Source organism: Pseudomonas hunanensis (assembly GCF_013393325.1).
In the GTDB taxonomy this organism is placed as follows: Bacteria; Pseudomonadota; Gammaproteobacteria; order Pseudomonadales; family Pseudomonadaceae; genus Aquipseudomonas; species Aquipseudomonas putida_P.
Map to the genome: position 1 here is coordinate 173,787 of NZ_QJRC01000074.1, position 16,908 is coordinate 190,694.

The 16,908-nt window shown below is 62.4% G+C and carries 16 protein-coding genes; 3 read left to right on the forward strand and 13 right to left on the reverse strand.

The window, feature by feature from the left end; genetic code table 11:
* Positions 1-56: 56 nt before the first annotated feature.
* The 6 genes from DM807_RS07615 to gabP all read right to left on the reverse strand — a co-directional run bounded on the left by DM807_RS07615 (position 57) and on the right by gabP (position 7,830).
* Positions 57-1,547 carry an aldehyde dehydrogenase gene (locus tag DM807_RS07615; protein ID WP_012273681.1) on the reverse strand — a complete coding sequence of 497 codons (1,491 nt, stop codon included), beginning with the start codon at positions 1,545-1,547 and terminating at the stop codon, positions 57-59.
* Positions 1,548-1,560: 13 nt separating this feature from the next.
* The gene (locus DM807_RS07620; protein WP_179027225.1) at positions 1,561-2,454 is read right to left on the reverse strand and encodes a dihydrodipicolinate synthase family protein; all 894 of its coding nucleotides are present in this window, start codon (positions 2,452-2,454) and stop codon (positions 1,561-1,563) included.
* 73 nt (positions 2,455-2,527) lie between these two features.
* Complete coding sequence (locus DM807_RS07625) at positions 2,528-3,856, reverse strand: MFS transporter (protein WP_060494512.1); 1,329 nt, start codon at positions 3,854-3,856, stop codon at positions 2,528-2,530.
* Positions 3,857-4,039: 183 nt separating this feature from the next.
* On the reverse strand, positions 4,040-5,359 hold the full coding sequence (locus DM807_RS07630) for an NAD(P)/FAD-dependent oxidoreductase (RefSeq protein WP_179027226.1): 1,320 nt from the start codon (positions 5,357-5,359) through the stop codon (positions 4,040-4,042).
* 62 nt (positions 5,360-5,421) lie between these two features.
* Positions 5,422-6,138, reverse strand: a complete 717-nt coding sequence (locus tag DM807_RS07635) for a GntR family transcriptional regulator (protein ID WP_012273685.1) — start codon at positions 6,136-6,138, stop codon at positions 5,422-5,424.
* 294 nt (positions 6,139-6,432) lie between these two features.
* Entirely contained in the window at positions 6,433-7,830 is a 1,398-nt protein-coding gene (gene gabP / locus DM807_RS07640; RefSeq protein ID WP_041166559.1) for a GABA permease, read from the reverse strand.
* Between the two features lie 229 nt (positions 7,831-8,059).
* On the opposite strand from gabP, the gene DM807_RS07645 reads away from it, so the two are divergent.
* Complete coding sequence (locus DM807_RS07645; protein WP_012273687.1) at positions 8,060-8,398, forward strand: YgaP-like transmembrane domain; 339 nt, start codon at positions 8,060-8,062, stop codon at positions 8,396-8,398.
* Positions 8,399-8,468: 70 nt separating this feature from the next.
* Here DM807_RS07645 and DM807_RS07650 read toward each other — a convergent pair whose 3' ends face one another.
* A complete protein-coding gene (locus tag DM807_RS07650) occupies positions 8,469-9,677 on the reverse strand; it encodes a hypothetical protein (protein ID WP_179027227.1) in 1,209 nt (402 codons plus the stop codon).
* A gap of 41 nt (positions 9,678-9,718) precedes the next feature.
* A complete protein-coding gene (locus tag DM807_RS07655) occupies positions 9,719-10,168 on the reverse strand; it encodes a YcgN family cysteine cluster protein (protein WP_041166560.1) in 450 nt (149 codons plus the stop codon).
* 144 nt (positions 10,169-10,312) lie between these two features.
* Here DM807_RS07655 and DM807_RS07660 point away from each other — a divergent pair, with 144 nt between their 5' ends.
* Entirely contained in the window at positions 10,313-10,906 is a 594-nt protein-coding gene (locus DM807_RS07660; RefSeq protein ID WP_012273690.1) for a nitroreductase family protein, read from the forward strand.
* A gap of 58 nt (positions 10,907-10,964) precedes the next feature.
* On the opposite strand, the gene DM807_RS07665 is transcribed toward DM807_RS07660, so the two are convergent.
* The 4 genes from DM807_RS07665 to DM807_RS07680 all read right to left on the reverse strand — a co-directional run bounded on the left by DM807_RS07665 (position 10,965) and on the right by DM807_RS07680 (position 15,100).
* Positions 10,965-11,897, reverse strand: a complete 933-nt coding sequence (locus DM807_RS07665; protein ID WP_012273691.1) for a D-2-hydroxyacid dehydrogenase — start codon at positions 11,895-11,897, stop codon at positions 10,965-10,967.
* 2 nt (positions 11,898-11,899) lie between these two features.
* Positions 11,900-12,193: a YcgL domain-containing protein gene (locus DM807_RS07670; protein WP_012273692.1), complete on the reverse strand. Its 294-nt coding sequence runs from the start codon at positions 12,191-12,193 to the stop codon at positions 11,900-11,902.
* Positions 12,190-13,323 carry a ribonuclease D gene (rnd, locus tag DM807_RS07675; RefSeq protein WP_012273693.1) on the reverse strand — a complete coding sequence of 378 codons (1,134 nt, stop codon included), beginning with the start codon at positions 13,321-13,323 and terminating at the stop codon, positions 12,190-12,192. The genes DM807_RS07670 and rnd overlap by 4 nt, the downstream gene beginning before the upstream one ends.
* Positions 13,324-13,462: 139 nt before the next feature.
* On the reverse strand, positions 13,463-15,100 hold the full coding sequence (locus DM807_RS07680) for a phosphoethanolamine transferase (protein WP_012273694.1): 1,638 nt from the start codon (positions 15,098-15,100) through the stop codon (positions 13,463-13,465).
* A 253-nt stretch (positions 15,101-15,353) separates the two neighbouring features.
* Here DM807_RS07680 and DM807_RS07685 point away from each other — a divergent pair, with 253 nt between their 5' ends.
* Entirely contained in the window at positions 15,354-15,590 is a 237-nt protein-coding gene (locus DM807_RS07685) for an HP1242/YdcH family protein (protein ID WP_012273695.1), read from the forward strand.
* A 123-nt stretch (positions 15,591-15,713) separates the two neighbouring features.
* On the opposite strand, the gene DM807_RS07690 is transcribed toward DM807_RS07685, so the two are convergent.
* Positions 15,714-16,895: a trans-sulfuration enzyme family protein gene (locus DM807_RS07690; protein ID WP_012273696.1), complete on the reverse strand. Its 1,182-nt coding sequence runs from the start codon at positions 16,893-16,895 to the stop codon at positions 15,714-15,716.
* Between the last annotated feature and the right edge of the window lie 13 nt (positions 16,896-16,908).

Here is a 16,908-nt window from a genome sequence, read left to right on the forward strand (position 1 = left end):
ACAGCAGGGGCGGCCAGGTGCTGAGCTCCGTCAGAACAGCACCGGTCTTGCTCGAATCACGAAGCGTTGATCCAGATGGTCTTCAGCTCCGTGTACTGGTCGTGGGCCCAGATGGACTTGTCGCGCCCACCAAAGCCAGACTCTTTGTAGCCACCGAACGGCGTGGTCACGTCACCTTCGCCGAAGCAGTTGACGGTGACCACACCCGCGCGGATTTCACGCGACAGGCGCAGCGCATTGCGCAGGCTGCCGGTGTAGGCCGAAGCCGCCAGGCCGTATACGGTGTCGTTGGCCAGCTCGATCGCCTCGTCGATGGTCTCGAAGCTGGTCACGCTCAGCACCGGGCCGAAGATTTCCTCGACGAACAGTTTGTTGTCACGGCCAACGTTGTCGACGATGGTCGGCTGCACGAACACGCCGTCCTCGGTTTCGCCCCCCTGAACGATGCTGAGTTTCTGCTCGGCAGCGTATTCCAGGTACGACTTGACCTTCTCGAAATGCGACTTGCTGACCATGGCGCCCAGGCGGTTGTCCGGGTCCAGCGGGTCGCCCAGCTTCCAGCCCTTCAGGTGCTTGGCGATCAGGCTCAGCAGCTCGTCCTTCACGTCCTTGTGCACGATCAGGCGCGACGAGGCCGAGCAGTTCTCCCCCATGTTCCAGAACGCACCTGCGGTGACGAACTGGGCCACTTCGTCCAGGTCCTCGACGTCGTTCATGACCACGGCCGGGTTCTTGCCACCCAGCTCCAGGACGATGCGCTTGAGGTTGGACTCGGCAGCGTATTTCAGGAACAGGCGGCCAGTGTCGGTCGAGCCGGTGAAGCTGACCATCGGGATATCCATGTGCCGGCCGATGGCCTCACCCACTTCGCGGCCACCGCCAGGCACCAGGTTGAACACACCGGCCGGGATGCCGGCCTCGTGGGCCAGCTCGGCCACGCGCAGGGCGCTGAGGGTGGTTTCTTTGGCCGGTTTGACCACAATCGAGCAACCGGCAGCCAGCGATGGGGCAATCTTCCAGGCCAGCATCAGCAGCGGGAAGTTCCACGGCAGCACCAGGCCGACTACGCCAATGGCTTCACGCACCACCATGGTGACGGCTGCGTTGCCGGTCGGCGCGGTGGCGTCGTAGATCTTGTCGATCAGCTCGGCGTGCCAGCGGAGCGTGTGGATGGTTTCCGGTACATCGACTGTCTGGCACTCGCTGACCGGCTTGCCACTGTCCAACGCTTCCAGCACGGCCAGCTCGTGGGCATTGTCCTCCAGCAACTGGGCGAACTTCTGCAGCACGTGCTTGCGGTCGCTGGGCTGCATCTTCGACCAAGTGCCTGCTTCGAACACACGCTTGGCAGCGGCCACGGCGACGTTGACATCGTTGACGTCGCAGGCGGCGACCTCGGCCAGTTGCTTGCCGGTGGCCGGGTTGGTGGTGACGAAGGTCTTGCCCGAGATGGCATCGCGGAATTCGCCGTCGATGAAGGCCTTGGTCCGCAGTTGCAGTTCGGCGGCGATGGCCGCGTATTGTTCCTTGCTCAGCAATTCAGCCATTTTTCCGGCCTCCTTATTTGATCTGGGCGATGGTGGCTTTCAGCTCGATGACCACGCGCTTGAGTGCTTGCTTCTCGGCGTCATCCAGGTCGTACAGCGGCTTGCGCACGCCGCCGGTTTTCAAGCCATTCAGGGCCACGCCGTTCTTGATGGCCTGGACGAACTTGCCACCTTCCAGGAAGTCCATCAGCGGCATCATGGCGGCCATGATCTTGCGGCCTTTGGCGAAGTCCTTCTCGATCACGCAGGCCTCGTAGAGGGCCACGTGCTCGCGCGGGATGAAGTTGGAACCGGCGCAGACCCAGCTCTGGGCGCCCCAGGCAAAGAACTCCAGGGCCTGGTCGTCCCAGCCGCACGACAGCTGGATGTTCGGGCGATGGATGGCCAGGCGGTGCAGCTGAGCCATGTCACCGGAGCTTTCCTTGATGGCGACGATGTTCTTCACGTCGGCCACGGCGTCGAAGAATGCTTCACCCATGCTCACGCTCATGCGGCCTGGGTAGTTGTAGAGCATGATCGGCAGACCGGCGGCAGCGTCGACAGCCTTCACGTGCAGGGCGATTTCCTGCTGGGTCGGCAGCGCGTACGGTGGGGTGCCGACCAGCAGCGCGTCAGCCTTGATTTCCTTGGCGTGCTGGGCGAAGGCAACCGCATCTTCGGTACGGATGCCACCGGTGCCGACGATCAGCGGCAGGCGGCCGTTGAGCACGTCCTTGGCCTGGGCAGCCAGGTCGATGCGCTCCTGGGTGGTGTGGGCGTAGTACTCGCCGGTGGAGCCGCCAATGATGACGCCGTGGACTTTCGACTCGACCAGGTATTCGAGGACCTCGGCGAACGCCGCCTTGTCGATCGAGCCGTCCGCAGCCAGCGGAGTGATTGCCGGGGTGTAGATGCCTTCGAATTTCACGGTAGGTTCTCCAGTGCGTTGCTCAGTGTTGTGAAGGCCGCAACGCAAAGACGCTGCGGCGGGTTGTAGGGTTTCAGCTCAGCGAAGCCGCTTGTTGCAGGTTCAGCGAGCGGGTTTCCGGGGCCAGGGCAACCGAGAAAGCCAGGCCGACGAAGGTCACGGCAGCGGCGGCGTACATGGTGGCGCCGATGCCGTAGCTATCGAGGGCGATGGGCACCAGCCAGGTGCCGACGGCGGCACCGACCCGCGACATGGAGGTTCCCACGCCCACGGCGCCGGCACGGATTTCGGTGGGGAACAATTCGTTGGGGTACACCAGCTGCAGCACCTGGGCGCCACCGATGAACAAGGCATAGGCACCAAACAGCACCAGGATGAGCATCTCGTTGCCGTTGCTGAAGGCACCCAGGCCCAGCAGCGCCAACCCCGACCAGAAGAAGCTGTGCAACAGCGTGGTGCGCCGGCCGATGGTGTTGAGCAGGCGGGTGCCCACAATACAGCCGACCACGAAGAGGAAGGTGATTGCAATGGAGCCGATCGATGCCCAGTCACCTTTGAGGTTCAGCGCGCCCAGCACTTTCGGGGCGAATGCGTACACCGCAAACACAGGGATCACCGAGCAGGTCCAGAACATGGTGACGAACAACATGCGCTTGCCATAGCCGGAGTGCAGCAGGCTGAGGAACGACAGTTTGCGGGTCTTGGGCTCTTCCGGCAGGTTGCTCAGCGAAAACCCCTGGCCGTAGACGCGCTTGATCACCTCATCGGCCTCGGCCGAGCGGCCCTTGCTGATCAGCCAGCGTGGCGATTCGGGAGTACCCAGGCGGATGGCGAACAGCAGCGCACCGATCACTGCGGCGCTGGCCAGCACCAGGCGCCAGGCATCGTCGCCGCCGTGGCGAAGGATGGCCTCACCCGCCAGATAGGCAGTGGCGGCGCCGGCAAACCACAACACCGTCAGGGTAGCCAGGCGCGGGCCACGGTTCTTCCTGGGCAGAAACTCCACCAGCAGCGACGTGGCGACCGGATATTCGATACCCACGGCAATACCGATGGCGAACCGCAGCAGGAACAATACCAGCGCCGACTCGACCCAGAACTGCGCGACCGAAGCCAGGATGAACAAGGTCGGGCCAACGAAGAACACGCGCTTGCGGCCGAAGCGGTCGGTCAGCCAACCGCCGAAGAAACCACCGAAGAAAATGCCGATCAACGCCGAGGCGGCGATCATGCCCTGCCAGAAACTGGTCAGGTTGAGCCCTGCGGACATCTGCACCATGGCCACGCCGATGATGCTCAGTACATAGCCGTCGACGAACGAGCCGCCACCGGAGCGCAGGGTCAGCCACTGGTGGAAGTTGTTGATCGGTACATCTTCAATCGAAACATTCGGACTTGTCATTATTGTTCCTACCATTTCTGCTACATGCACATTTGCAAGGCGAGCGCGTCCGCGAAACTGAAAACCGCCTTCAGCCCCGGGTGATCGAACTGCGCATCTCGATCATCAAGTTCGGGCAAGCCGCGCCCGTGCCGGCCAACCAATGCCGACGTAAATGTTCTATTGGCCTAACTCAGCTGACGATCAGCTTTCTTTGCCAGCGCGGAACTGCCCCCACATGAGGTTGGCGTTCAGCCCCAGGGAAACCAGGGGTTGCGGCGGGTTTGCAGAGGGCCCGGGGGCATTGAGCAAAAACTCGATCAGCTCGTGCTTGTCGCCAGCCAGCCAGTCGGCCAGCAACTTGCCGGTAACGGTGCCACGGGTAACGCCCAGGCCGTTGCAGCACAGTGCACCTACAACATTGGGCGCCAACTTGCCAAAGAAGCCCATGTGGTTGCGCGATAATGCCAGTGCACCGCCCCAGGTATATTCGAAGTTCACATTGGGCAACATCGGGAAGCGTCGGGCGAACGATTCGCGGTGGCGCTGGACGAAGCGCTCCAGGTATTTGCCATTGCTGCGCCCGTCGGGGTTGTAGCTGAAGCTGTTGCGGATCAACAGGCGGTTGTCGACGGTGCGGCGCATGGTGGTGCCGAACGGGTCGGCCGGGATCACGCCCCAGTAGGGCTTGCCGCCAAGACGTGCCTGTTCGTCCTCGGTCAGCGGCCGGGTGATGCTGCCGTAGGTGAACACCGGCAGCATGCGGCCCTTGAGGAAGCCGAAGCTCATGCCGAAGGCGTTGGTGGTGAGCACCAGCTTGTCGGTGGTGATCGAACCGTGGGCGTGGCGCAGCACCACCTTGTCGCCGTACTCGACGTCGGTGATCGGGGTGTGCTCGTACAACGAGACGTTGGACGGCAGGCTGTCGGCGAGGCCTTTGACCAACGCCGAAGGTTGCAGCAAGGCAGTGCCGGGCGTGAACAGGCCCTTGCGGTAGAAATCCGTGCCGATGTGCTCAGGCAGGTCGCGCCCCTCGACCACTTCGTAGGGTTGCCCCAGTTTGTCCAGCCCCCGGCGGTAGGCATCCAGCACGGCAATACCGCGGCCTTCGATGGCCGCCTGGTACTTGCCGCAGTGGCGGAACTGGCACTCGATGTCGTAACGCTCGATCAGGTCCTTGAGGTACTGCTGGCCACCCAGGTTGAGCTTGAGCACGGTCTTGGCGATATCGATGTCGCCAATGTAGTCCTCGGCGCCGATATCGTGCGGCAGGTCGATGGCAAAGCCGGCATTGCGCCCGGAGGTGCCATAACCGACCTCCTGGGCCTCGACCAGTATGATCTCGTCATGCGGAAAGTTCGTTGCCAGCTGCCGCGCGGCAGCCAGGCCGGTGAAACCGGCGCCGACCACCACCCAGCGCGTCTGGCTGTGGCCCTTGTGGGCCGGCCTTGGCGTGCGGGGCTTGCTCAGGTGATACCAGCCACAGGTGGCATCATCGGCGGGTAACGAACTTATTCTTGTCATGTCACAAACCTGGTTCTTGTAGTCGTCGAATGGTCAGCACCGGCGGGGCTTACCTGTGTAACTCAAATCTGAATCGGCACATCCAGCCCTTGCGGCGCGGCGTACTCCGCCATGCGCCGGCGCGACAGCTCGAAGTGCTCACGCACCAGCTGGCCTGCGGCTTGCGGGTCGCGGCGCTCGATGGCCTGGATCATTTGTTCGTGCTGTTCACACGCCAGCTCGAGGTCGCGCTGCATGTCGTCGGTGGTCGGGTGGCGATAGAAGATCTTGCCCAAGCGGGTGTGGTCGATCAGCAGGCGGCGCAGGCTTGGCATCAGGTAATCGTTGTGCGCCATCTTGCCGATTTCCAGGTGGAAGGCGTCGTTGTAAAGCACGCGGTTTTCCACGTCGCGCTCTTCGATGGCCTGGCGGAATTGGGCCTGGATAGCCTTGAGCACTGCGATTTCTTCAGCGCTGGCATAGGTGGCGGCCAGCTGGGTAGTGGCCACGTAGATAAGCGGGGCGGCAACGTAAAAGCTGTGCAGCGACTCGTGGTTCATGGCGGCGACGCGTGGCGCGCGGTTGGCTTCCAGTTCGATGTAGCCTTCGGCGGCAATCTGGCGCAGCAACTCGCGCACAGGGGGGCGCGACAGGCCAAATTCGTCGCACAGGGCCAATTCATCCACCACGGCGCCCGGGGCCAGTTCCATGCTCAGGATCCGGCGACGCAGCGCTTCGGCGAGGACGGCTTTGCGGTCCTGCGGCACTTCTGCAGCGAGTGGTTGGACGGTGGCTTTCATGGCGGCCTTCTTTGTTGTCATAGCGCTGTGTCTACTATTTGTATAACGACTATAGGGTACTGTTAGACAATGTGTCTACAGCATTTTCGATGAACGGCGAAATCTGTCTGAGCCTTTGTTTATAAGGGTTCCAGCGGGTTTCCGGGGGAGATTAAACACCCTTGAGGCTGCATTGCCAAACCGGACAAAAAACTCTCCAGACAAGACAAGTGCGCACAATGTGCCGGCCTCTTCGCCGCTACAAACAAAAAAGCCACCTGCAAGCAGGTGGCTCCCTTCCAGTCACATTTCCCGTTACGCGGTTGCCAAGGCCTCCCGCCGCGCATGCCGTTTGCTGGTAACCACCCCCAGCACCAGAATCACCAGCGCCAGTGCCAGAGTCAGCGACACCTCCATGCGGTGCTTGGGCATGACAAACATGGTGCCCAGGGCAAAGATGATGAAGCCGATGACTGCATAGGTCAGCCACGGGTACAGCCACATACGGAAAGCGATCTCGACATTCTGCCGCTGCAGGATCGCGCGCATGCGCAGTTGCGAGCACGCAATCGCCAGATACACCAGCAAGGCAATCGAACCGGAGCTGGCCAGCAGGAAGGCGAACACCTCAGCCGGGGCAAAGTAGTTGACGATGGTCGCCAACATGCCGATCAGCGTACTGCCAATCACCGCCGCACGCGGTACGCCAACCTTCGAGGTGCGCTGGATGAAGCCCGGTGCATCGCCACGCTTGCTCAGCGAGTAGAGCATCCGCGACGAGATGTAGATCGACGAGTTCAGGCAGCTGGCCACCGCCACCAGCACGACGATGTCCACCAACTGCTTGGCGTAGGGGATGCTCATGATTTCCAGCGCTCGCTGGTAGGAGCCCTGCACGGGCAGCAGCGGGTCGTTCCATGGCACCACCGAGATGATCACGAAGATCGAAAGCAGGTAGAACACGCTGATGCGCCAGATGACCGAACGGGTAGCCTTGGCGATGTTGCGTGCCGGGTCTTTCGATTCGGAGGCGGCAATGGTCACCGCCTCGGTACCCAGGTAACTGAACATGGTGGTCAGCAAGGCGCCGATAATCGCCGTCCAGCCATTGGGCATAAACCCGCCCTGCTGCTCCAGCAACCGTGGCAGCCCACTGACTTCACGCCCTGGCAACACACCGGCCAGCGCCGCTGCCCCCAGGGCGATGAACGCGACGATGGCAATGACCTTGAGCATGGCGAACCAGAATTCGAATTCGCCGTACTTGGCCACACTGAACAGGTTGGTCGCGGTCAGCAGCACGGTCATGCTCAGGGCAAAGAACCAGGCATCGATGTGCGGGAACCAGTTGTTGAGCACCACGCCAGCGGCGATGGCTTCGATGGGAATCACCAGCACCCAGAACCACCAGTACAGCCAGCCGATGGTAAAGCCGGCCCAGCGGCCGATGGCGCGGTCGGCGTAGGTGGAGAACGAGCCGGTATCGGGGCTGGCGACTGCCATTTCCCCGAGCATGCGCATCACCAGTACCACCAATGCACCTGCCAAGGCGTAGGCGACGATGGCCGAGGGGCCGGCCGCGGCGATGGCGTGCCCGGAGCCGATGAACAACCCGGCACCGATCACCCCGGCGATGGAGAGCATGGTCACATGGCGTTGCTTGAAGCCTTGCGCCAGCTGATTGCCGGCGCCACTCGCGCTTGTCATTGTCATCCTGATCCCTGCTTTTGTTTTCTTTGTGGGGGGACGTGAAGCTCCTGGATCGAAACCCAGCGTGGATGAGCTTCGCGCCCGGTCACGGTACGCCAGCAAGGGGGCGGTCAAGTTGCCTGGATCCGCCACGGAGTTGACCATAGATGACATTGCCACCGCCGGGCGCCCCGATTGAACGCCGGCGGCTTCCTGCAGGTCACCTGCAGACATTTCACACGGAGGTCTTGCCATGTTCGATATCCACTCTGCTGCGACGTCGCAGCACAATGTTCATGGCCTGGAACGGGTCAGCTCGCTGGCTGGCGGAGCGCTGATGTTCAGCAAGGGGCTGCGCCATGGTGGCCTGGTCGGCTTGCTGCAAATGGTGGTGGGCGGCATTGCGGTAGCACGCGGCGTCAGCGGGCACTGCTCAACCAAGGCCTGGTGGCAGCGGCATCGGCAGGAATACCACCGGTTGCGTTCGGATATAGCGCGCAGCGCGGCAGAACTGGAGGTGTTGAAGGCCAGTGCCAGGGCGGCGACCAGAGGGGTGACGGTAACCGGGAAGGATCCGTTGGCCGACAGCTGAATCTGCTTTACCTGTACCGACCTCTTCGCGGGCAGGCCCGTGAAGAGGTCGGTACAGGTAACAAAAGTGCCTAGCGCAACGCCTTGCTCTGCAACACCTCGGAACGCCGGCCCAGCACATTCTCGCTGATCTGCACGAAGTCCTCGGTACTGACGCTGGGCAGGCGCATCAACCCGCGCACCACATCGTCCAGCGAGCGCTTGGCCTGGGTGTGAATGCGGATTTCCTTGTCCAGTGCCTGAAGCAAGATCACCCCACGGGCCACCTGGGCCGGGCTTGCGCGCTCGCCCTTGAGCCGGGTGACCTTGGCGCCTTGCTTGCTCAGGCGGGCCTGCCAGGCCTGGTAACGGTCATCGCTTACACCACCGGAACGGCGCAGCAACTCGCTGGCGTAGTAATCGGTCAGGCTCTCTACCAACCAGTCATTGCCGTCGCGCCCATGAATCTGCGCAAACAGCTGCACCACTTCGCGCAGCAACGGGCTGCTGCCATTCTCGCTGACCATCGGCCGAGCACTGTGCAGGTACAGCGAACCCTGGGCCGCCATCGCCCCACGCCACATGCCGTCACGCGCCCCCACCAGCAGCAGCTTTGGCGGATTGCGCGGGAACACTGCCTGCAATTGCGGCCAGACGAATGTGAGCAAGGTCAGGCTGTCCATACGCCGCATGCCCTGCCCCACCGGCGCGGCAACGGTCACTTCGGTATCGCCCAGGCGGGCACGGCGGCTGCCCAGGTCACCGGCCAGCATCCAGCCGGTCGGGCGATCGAACAGGCGCGAAACGTTGTCGATGCGGAATTTGTCCTTGCCAATACGCGGCCATGAGGTTTCGATGCTTTTCCACCCTTCGGGCAGGTCGAAAGCCAGGCGCGCCACAAGCTCCGTGCCATCCTGCTGATCGAGACGCGCAGGCGGTATCAGCTGATCGCCGAGAAACAGCGCCCAATGCGGGGTAATGCGCGATGAATAAGCGCCACTGGTCAGTTTCTGGTCCAACTGCACGCGGTAGCTGAGGCTGGTCTTGCCCGCCGCCGGCTGCCACACACCACGCTGGCCCTTGATTTGCCATTGGCCATCTGCCTGGAAGCCGCTGTAGGCGCCAGCCTTGCCCAGGTCGAAGTCCAGGCTGCGCACGGCGCTGCCGTCGGCCAGTGTCACGCGGACTTGCGCCTGACCACTGGCAGGCAGCAGGCGCACCTGGTAGTCGAGGTCGACTTTTTTCGCCCAGGCTGGCGAACTGGCCATCAGGCCCAACAGCAAGAACAGCTGGCAACGCATACAGAAACTCCTTGTTTCCCCGTGGCAGCGGGCCGCGCCGGTCAGCTGGCGCGGAAGATCAGGTGGTCTTCCCAGTCGTCTTCGTGCACATCCTGCTCCCTGAGCATACGCCCCGACTGGGAAATGCGCTGTTCATGAACCTGTTGACGATCGCCGCAAACCAGGTGATGCCAGGCTGGCAGGTCCTTGCCCTCACTGACCAGGCGGTAGCCGCAGGTACTCGGCAGCCACTTGAACTGGTCGGCCTTGCCTGGGGTGAGCTGGATGCAGTCCGGCACCTGGGCGAAGCGGTTGGGGTAGTCGCTGCACTGGCAGGAATCAAGGTCCAGCAGCTTGCAGGCGATGCGCGTGTAATAGACGCTGTTGTCGTCTTCGTCCTCGAGCTTTTGCAGGCAGCACAGGCCGCAGCCGTCACACAGCGCCTCCCACTCTTGCGGGCTGAGTTGTTCGAGGGTCTTGCGCCGCCAGAACGGCGCGTTTTCAGCGATCATCACACGGGGTTCCTGCATTCATCTTGGGGCCACGGCGCGCGGCGGCGCCAGTCTAGAGCCTGGCCTTCGGCAAAGCCAGACCGCTTGTCAGTCGCGACGGGACGCAGTAGCGTGCGCTTTTCCCGTCCGTTTGCAGGAGCCGCCATGAGCGCCAACCCCCGCATTGCCGATTACGCCATCAACGAGCAGTTCATCAACCGCTGGTCGCCACGCGCCTTTACCGCCGAGCCGATCAGCGAAGAAACCCTGCTGAGCTTCCTTGAAGCCGCCCGTTGGGCACCGTCGGCGTACAACTCGCAGCCTTGGCGCTTCCTTTATGCCCGCCGTGACACGCCGAGCTGGGAGCGCTATCTGAGCCTGCTGGTGCCGTTCAACCGTAGCTGGGCGCAACAGGCGTCGGCACTGGTGCTGGTCATTTCCAAGACCACGTTCGCGGCCCCAGGCGCTACGGAAGAAAAACCGGCGCTGTGGCACACCTTCGACACCGGCTCCGCCTGGGGGCACCTGGCGCTGCAAGCCAGCATCAGCGGCTGGCATACCCATGGCATGGCCGGCTTCGACCAGGACCTGGCGCGTCAGGAACTGAAGATTCCTGAAGGCTATGTGCTGCATGCCATGGTGGCGATCGGCAAGCTGGGTGACAAGGCCAGCCTGGACGAGGCGCTGCAGGCGCGTGAAGTACCGAGCCCACGCAAGCCGTTGAGCGAGCTGGCGGCCGAGGGCGATTTCAGCCTGTAAGCTAGGGGTTGGCTGTACCGGCCGTGTGCTGCGAAAAGGACGGTACAGACAACAGAATTCAGTAGCCCCGAGCGAAGTCCACTTCGCCACGCAGCCCCTGCCCCGCTTCATAAGCCCGTGCATTCTCGACAAACAACCGCACCATCGCCGCAGGCGAGGTGGGTGCCGAGCTGTGCCCGGTGAGCAGCAAGCCCCATGCGGTCCAGAACGGGTGCTGCTTGGGCAACGGCTCCTGCCGGCAGACATCGATCACCGCACCGGCGAGATGGCCTTCCTTCAACGCCTCTACCAGGTCGGCATCGACCACCGCCACCCCGCGCCCGGCATTGATGAACAAGGCCGAGGGCTGGAAGCACTTGAACAGCGCCGCGTCGTACAGGTCATGGGTGGCCGGCGTGTCCGGCAGCAGGTTGAGCACGTAGTCGACCTGGGCAACCATGCGCGGCAGGTCGGCCAGCGCCGCCACCTCGACGAACGGCGCCTGTTCACGGGCGCTGCTGGCAACCCCGTACAGCACCACGCCAAACGGCTGCAGAAACTCGGCCACACGCTGGCCAATGTCGCCTGTGCCGACAACCAGCACCTTGCGCCCTTCCAGGCTGCGCCCCGGGCGGTCATCCCAACGCCGCTCGACCTGGCTGACCAGGCGCGACAGCACCTCGCGCTCGTGGCCAAGCATGTAGGTAAGCATGTATTCGGCCATCACTTGGCCGAAGATGCCCACTGCACGGGTCAGGCGGTAATCACGCGGCAGGCCATCGGCCAGCAACGGCGTGATACCGGCCCAGGTCGACTGCATCCAGCCCGGTTTGTGGCCCTGGCGCAGCAGGCTTGCCAGCAGGTCCGGCTGGCCCAGCCACACCGGGCACTGAGGCGCCAGGCGGGCCAGTTCGGCAGAGTCGCCGCTGGTCAAGACTTCCACTTCAGGTGCGGCTGCGCGCAACAGCTCGGCGTATCGAGCATGATCATGCTCGGCAATCAGTACACGCATGATCAGACCGGGTCGTTACGGCGCAGCAGCTCTTCGGGCAGGTGCTCGATATACTCGTCTTCCGCCGGCGGCATCTGCAGGTGGTAGCCCTGGTTGTCGAGGTTTTCCAGCACCTTGGTGATGTCCTCGCGGGCCAGCTTGCGCTCAGGGCTGAGCACCAGGTCGAACGCGTGCATCGGGGTGCCGAAGAACGGCAGCAGGCCTTCGGGCACGCGCTCCAGGCCGTCAGCCTTGAGCACGTACAGGTACATTTCGTTCTTGCGTGGGCTCTTGTAGATCGAGCAAATGCGTTTCATCGAATCTCTCCGGCACCTGCAAGGTTGTCCAGCAGGGCCTGGCCCATACGCTCACGGCGCCAGCCGCGCAGCGAATCGGGCAGTTGATAAGGACCATGGGGGTAACCGCTCTTGAGCAGCGCCTCCAGGGTTTTCTTGCGCAGCATCAGCTCAGGGGCAATCCCCAGGCGCTCGCCTTCGGCCTGGCCGATGGCACGCAGCTGCTTGAGGATGCCAGCGGCTTCGATCGGCAGCGGCTCGGGCAACACCTGCGGCCATTGTTCGGCGGGCAGGCTGGCGGCGCGCTTGATCAGCTGGATGAGAAACTCTCCGTCCTGACGAATGGTGCGCGGGTGCATCTCGTCGATCTTGGCCAACGCCGACAGGTTGTTTGGCTGGCTCTTGGCCATGGGCCACAGCGAGTGCTCTTTGAGGATGCGGTTACGCGGCACGTCGCGGTGGCGTGCTTCGCGCTCGCGCCAGGCGCACAGCTCACGCAGCACGGCCAGTTGCTGAGGCGCCAGCTTCCAGGCCAGTTTCACGTCGCGGTACAGGGTTTCGGGCTCGACTTCACGGCGCAACGCGGCCACCAGCTCGGCGCCGTCTTCCAGCACCCAGGTGTACTTGTCGTCGCTCAAACGCGGGCGCAGCTCGGTGAACAATTCGGCAAGGTGCACGGCATCTTCGGCAGCGTAGCTGACCTGGGTTTCCGAGAGCGGGCGTTGCAGCCAGTCGGAGCGGGTTTCACCCTTGGGCAGTTCGATGCCCAGCACGTCCTGCACTAGGCGCGAATAGCCCATGGAGAAGCCCAGGTTCAGGTAACCGGCGGCCAACTGCGTGTCGAACAGTGGTTGGGGCAGCTTGCCGGTCAGGCGCAACAGCACTTCGAGGTCTTCGCTGCAGGCGTGCAGCACCTTGACCACACCGCTGTCTTCCAGCAAGTCGGCCAAAGGTTGCCAGTCACCGATCAGCAATGGATCGATCAAAAAGGCCCGCTGGCCGTCGCCGATCTGGATCAGCCCGGCTTTAGGGTAGAAGGTGTCGACCCGCATGAATTCGGTATCGACGGCGACGAAGGGCAGTTGGTGCCAGTCGCGGCAGTGTTCGGCCAGGCTCTGGTCGTCACGGATCCAGTGAATTTCGATGGCCACAAGGCTCTCCCACTAACATTGGCGCGCAGTATATACGGCGCGGGCACTGCTGGTGAAACCCGGGCCATCCTTGATATCGATCAGTGGTGCAGTTATGTGGGGGCGGGCACGCCCGCGCCCACGGAAAGCGCGCTTCGTTTCAGCGCTTGGCCGCCAGCCAAGGCCGGCAACTGGCGAACATGTCCAGCGACTGCCGGTAGACCTCGGTGCGCACCTGCAACAGGCCGAGCATCGAATGGAACAGGTTGTCCTGCGACAGCGGGGCATCGCTGAGCTTGGCCAGGCAGTCGGTATCGATGCCAAAGTCTTCCTTGTAGCTGTCGGAGAACCAGGTCAGCAGCGGTACGTGCTTCTGCTGCTCGGGGGCAATGGCGTACGGCGTGCCGTGCAGAAACAGGTTGTACTCACCCAGCGACTCGCCATGGTCGGACAGGTAGATCATCGCCGTGTCGACCTTGTCCTGCTTGCTGCGCAGGGTGTCGATCAGTGAGGCCAGCACCTTGTCGGTATAGGCCAGGGTGTTGTCGTAGCCGTTGATGATTTCCTGCTCGCTGCACTGGTTCAGCGCGTTGCTCTGGCACACCGGGGTGAAGCGTTCTTCGCCACTGGGGTAGCGCTTGAAATACTCGGGGCCGTGGCTGCCCATCTGGTGCAGCACCAGCACGGTGTCCTTGTCGAGGTTGTCGATCAGCTCGTCCAGGCCCTGCAGCAGGATTTGGTCATGGCATTCGCCATTGGCACACAGTTGCGGGTCCTTGAGGTTGCTGACATCGATGAACTGCACCCGGTCGCAGGTACCCTTGCAACCGGACTGGTTGTCACGCCACTGCACGGCCAGGCCGGCACGCTGGAGGATGTCCAGCAGCCCTTCGCGGTTCTTGGCCACGCGGGCATCGTAGTCCTTGCGCGTCATGCCAGAGAACATGCACGGCACCGAGACCGCCGTTTCCGTACCGCACGAGTGCACGTCGGAAAACGCCAGCAGGCCCTGTTGCTTGGCGAGGTTCGGCGTGGTGTCGCGGTCGTAGCCCAGCACACCGAAATGGTCTGCCCGGGCACTTTCCCCAACCACAAGCACGGTCAGCGACTTGCGCTCATGTTTTTGCCAGGCCGCATCACGCTTGGCATCTTCGCCATAATTCTGGAACGGGCGCGAGGCGGTACCGACACGCTCGCTGACATAACCAATGGAGGCCCCGACGATATTGCTTGGGGTCAGCATCAGGCGCAGTTCATGGTGATTGCGAAACAGTGACGACAACCCTTGATAATTGACCAACGCTACCGAGCCGAGGGCCACCACGCAGGCACCGCTGACCACCAGCTTGCCCAGCAGCTCGCGGTGCCAGGCACGGTAGGCGATCGGCGCTTTCCACAACAGAACCGAAGGCAGTACGCCAAGCAGCAGAATATAGGCGGCAAACTTGAACGACATCAGGTCGCGCACTTCCGCAACATTGGTCTCGGCCATATTACGGAACATGCCAGAGTCAATAAGTACGCCGTACTGATTCATGAAGTAAGCCACACCCGCGCCACTCATGAACAACACGATAAGTACCGGCTTCAATACATAGCGGAAGGCAAACAACGTGAGGATTAGATTGAAAGCGAACAGCATCAGCACGGCAAACGCCAGGCTCAGCCAGAGCCCCGACAGGCCGGCGGGCACAATCTCTTGCAGATGCCCCCAAAGGAACATGTTGAAGCCGATCAGCAGGTAAAGGCTGGCCAGCAGCGTGACCCATTCAGTCCGCAGGGATTTGAAGTTGAGCATCAGTGTTCGCAATCAAGAGTGATTATCAACCCCCAGGCCAATTGGCACCGTGGGAAAGTTGGGCGAACTCTAGAAAGCGCGTCATCAATTTTTCGTGAAAAAGTCGGTAACAATTTCGTGAAGGCGCGTCTTTTATCAATTACCTGAAAGCCATTCAGCTGCCATTCAGGCTGGGCGGCCGCTACAAGCCTGCGCAAAGGCAGCTATCCTCAGTGGTCAGGACCTTACCGACAACCCTGACAGAGGTGAAGAAATGCCAGTTCCGCATGATCTGCTCGCTGACCTGCACGTTACCGCTGATGCATTCCAGGCGCTCATAGACAAGGACCACGACCTACACAAACTGCACAAGGAGTACAACGCCAAGGACAAGGAGGTGGTCGCCGCCGAAGGCAACGGCACCAACGACGAGGCCGTCAACCGCCTGCGCAAGGAAAGGTTACTGATCAAGGACAAGATCGAACGGATCATTCATCCGCCCAAATCCTGATGGGCATTCATTGAACCTGCCGGCCTCTTCGCGGGCTCGCCCGCTCCCACAGAGTCACCACGGCCCTCAAGACCTGTGGAGTACCTGTGGAAGCGGGCAAGCCCGCGAAGAAGCCAGTTGCCCTTACACAGCAACCAGCGCTTTCAGCGCCCCATCCAGGTCCTCGACCAGGTCGCGGTAGTCCTCGATCCCCACCGACAGCCGCAGCAGGTTCTCGCTGATCCCCATCACCCCTTTCTGCTCAGGGCTCAACGAGCAGTGCGACATGCTCCAGGAGTGGTTGATCATGCTCTCCACCCCACCCAGCGAGTCGGCCAGCACAAAAATCTGCAGTGCCTCCACCAGGCGGTTGAGCGCAGCGCGGTCGCCCTTCACCTTCATCGCCACCACCGCACCGCCACTGCGCATTTGACGCTTGCACAGCGCATGCTGTGGGTGGCTTTCCAACCCTGGGTAATACACCTGCTCGACCTGCGCGTGGCTTTCGAGGAAGCGGGCCACTTGCAAGGCATTGGCGCATTGGCGTTCCATGCGTACATCCAGGGTCTTCAGACCGCGCAGGGCCAGGTAGCAGTCGAACGGCCCCTGCACCGCACCAATCGCCATGCTGATACGGCGCAGGCGCGCCAGCAGCGCATCATTGGCTGCCACCACCACACCACCCGTTAGGTCGGAGTGGCCGCCGATGTATTTGCTGGCCGAGTGCATCACCAGGTCCACGCCCAGGGTGATCGGGCGCTGGTTCCACGGTGAGCAGAAGGTGTTGTCGATACAGGTCAGAATACCCCGCGCCTTGGCCAGGTCGCATACCGCCTTGATGTCGACCAGGTGCAGCAACGGGTTGGTCGGCGATTCGATCCAGATCAGTTGGGTTTGCGGCTTGATCGCAGCCGCCACGGCCTCGAGGTCGTTGAGGTCGACGTAGGTGGTGGTCAGGCCCGAAGTGCGGCTGCGGTAGTCTTCCATGATGCGGAAGGTGCCACCGTACACACCGTTCATCACCACCACATGAGCATCTTTGGGCAGAAGCTCCAGCACGGTCGCGGTGGCATTCACCCCTGAGGCGCAGGCCACTGCGCCCACACCTTCTTCCAGGGCGGCAACGCAGGTTTCGTAGGCATGCCGGGTCGGGTTGCCGACGCGGCTGTAGGAATATTCCGGCTTGTCGTCCAGGCTGCGCTTGGTGAACGAGCTGGCGGTGACGATGGCCGGGAAAATGGCGTTATCGGCGACGCTGAACTGCTCGCCGGCGTGAATGGTGCGGGTGGCAAAATTGCGCGGCTTTTCGGACATGGTCAGGCCCATTGGCAGAGTGAAA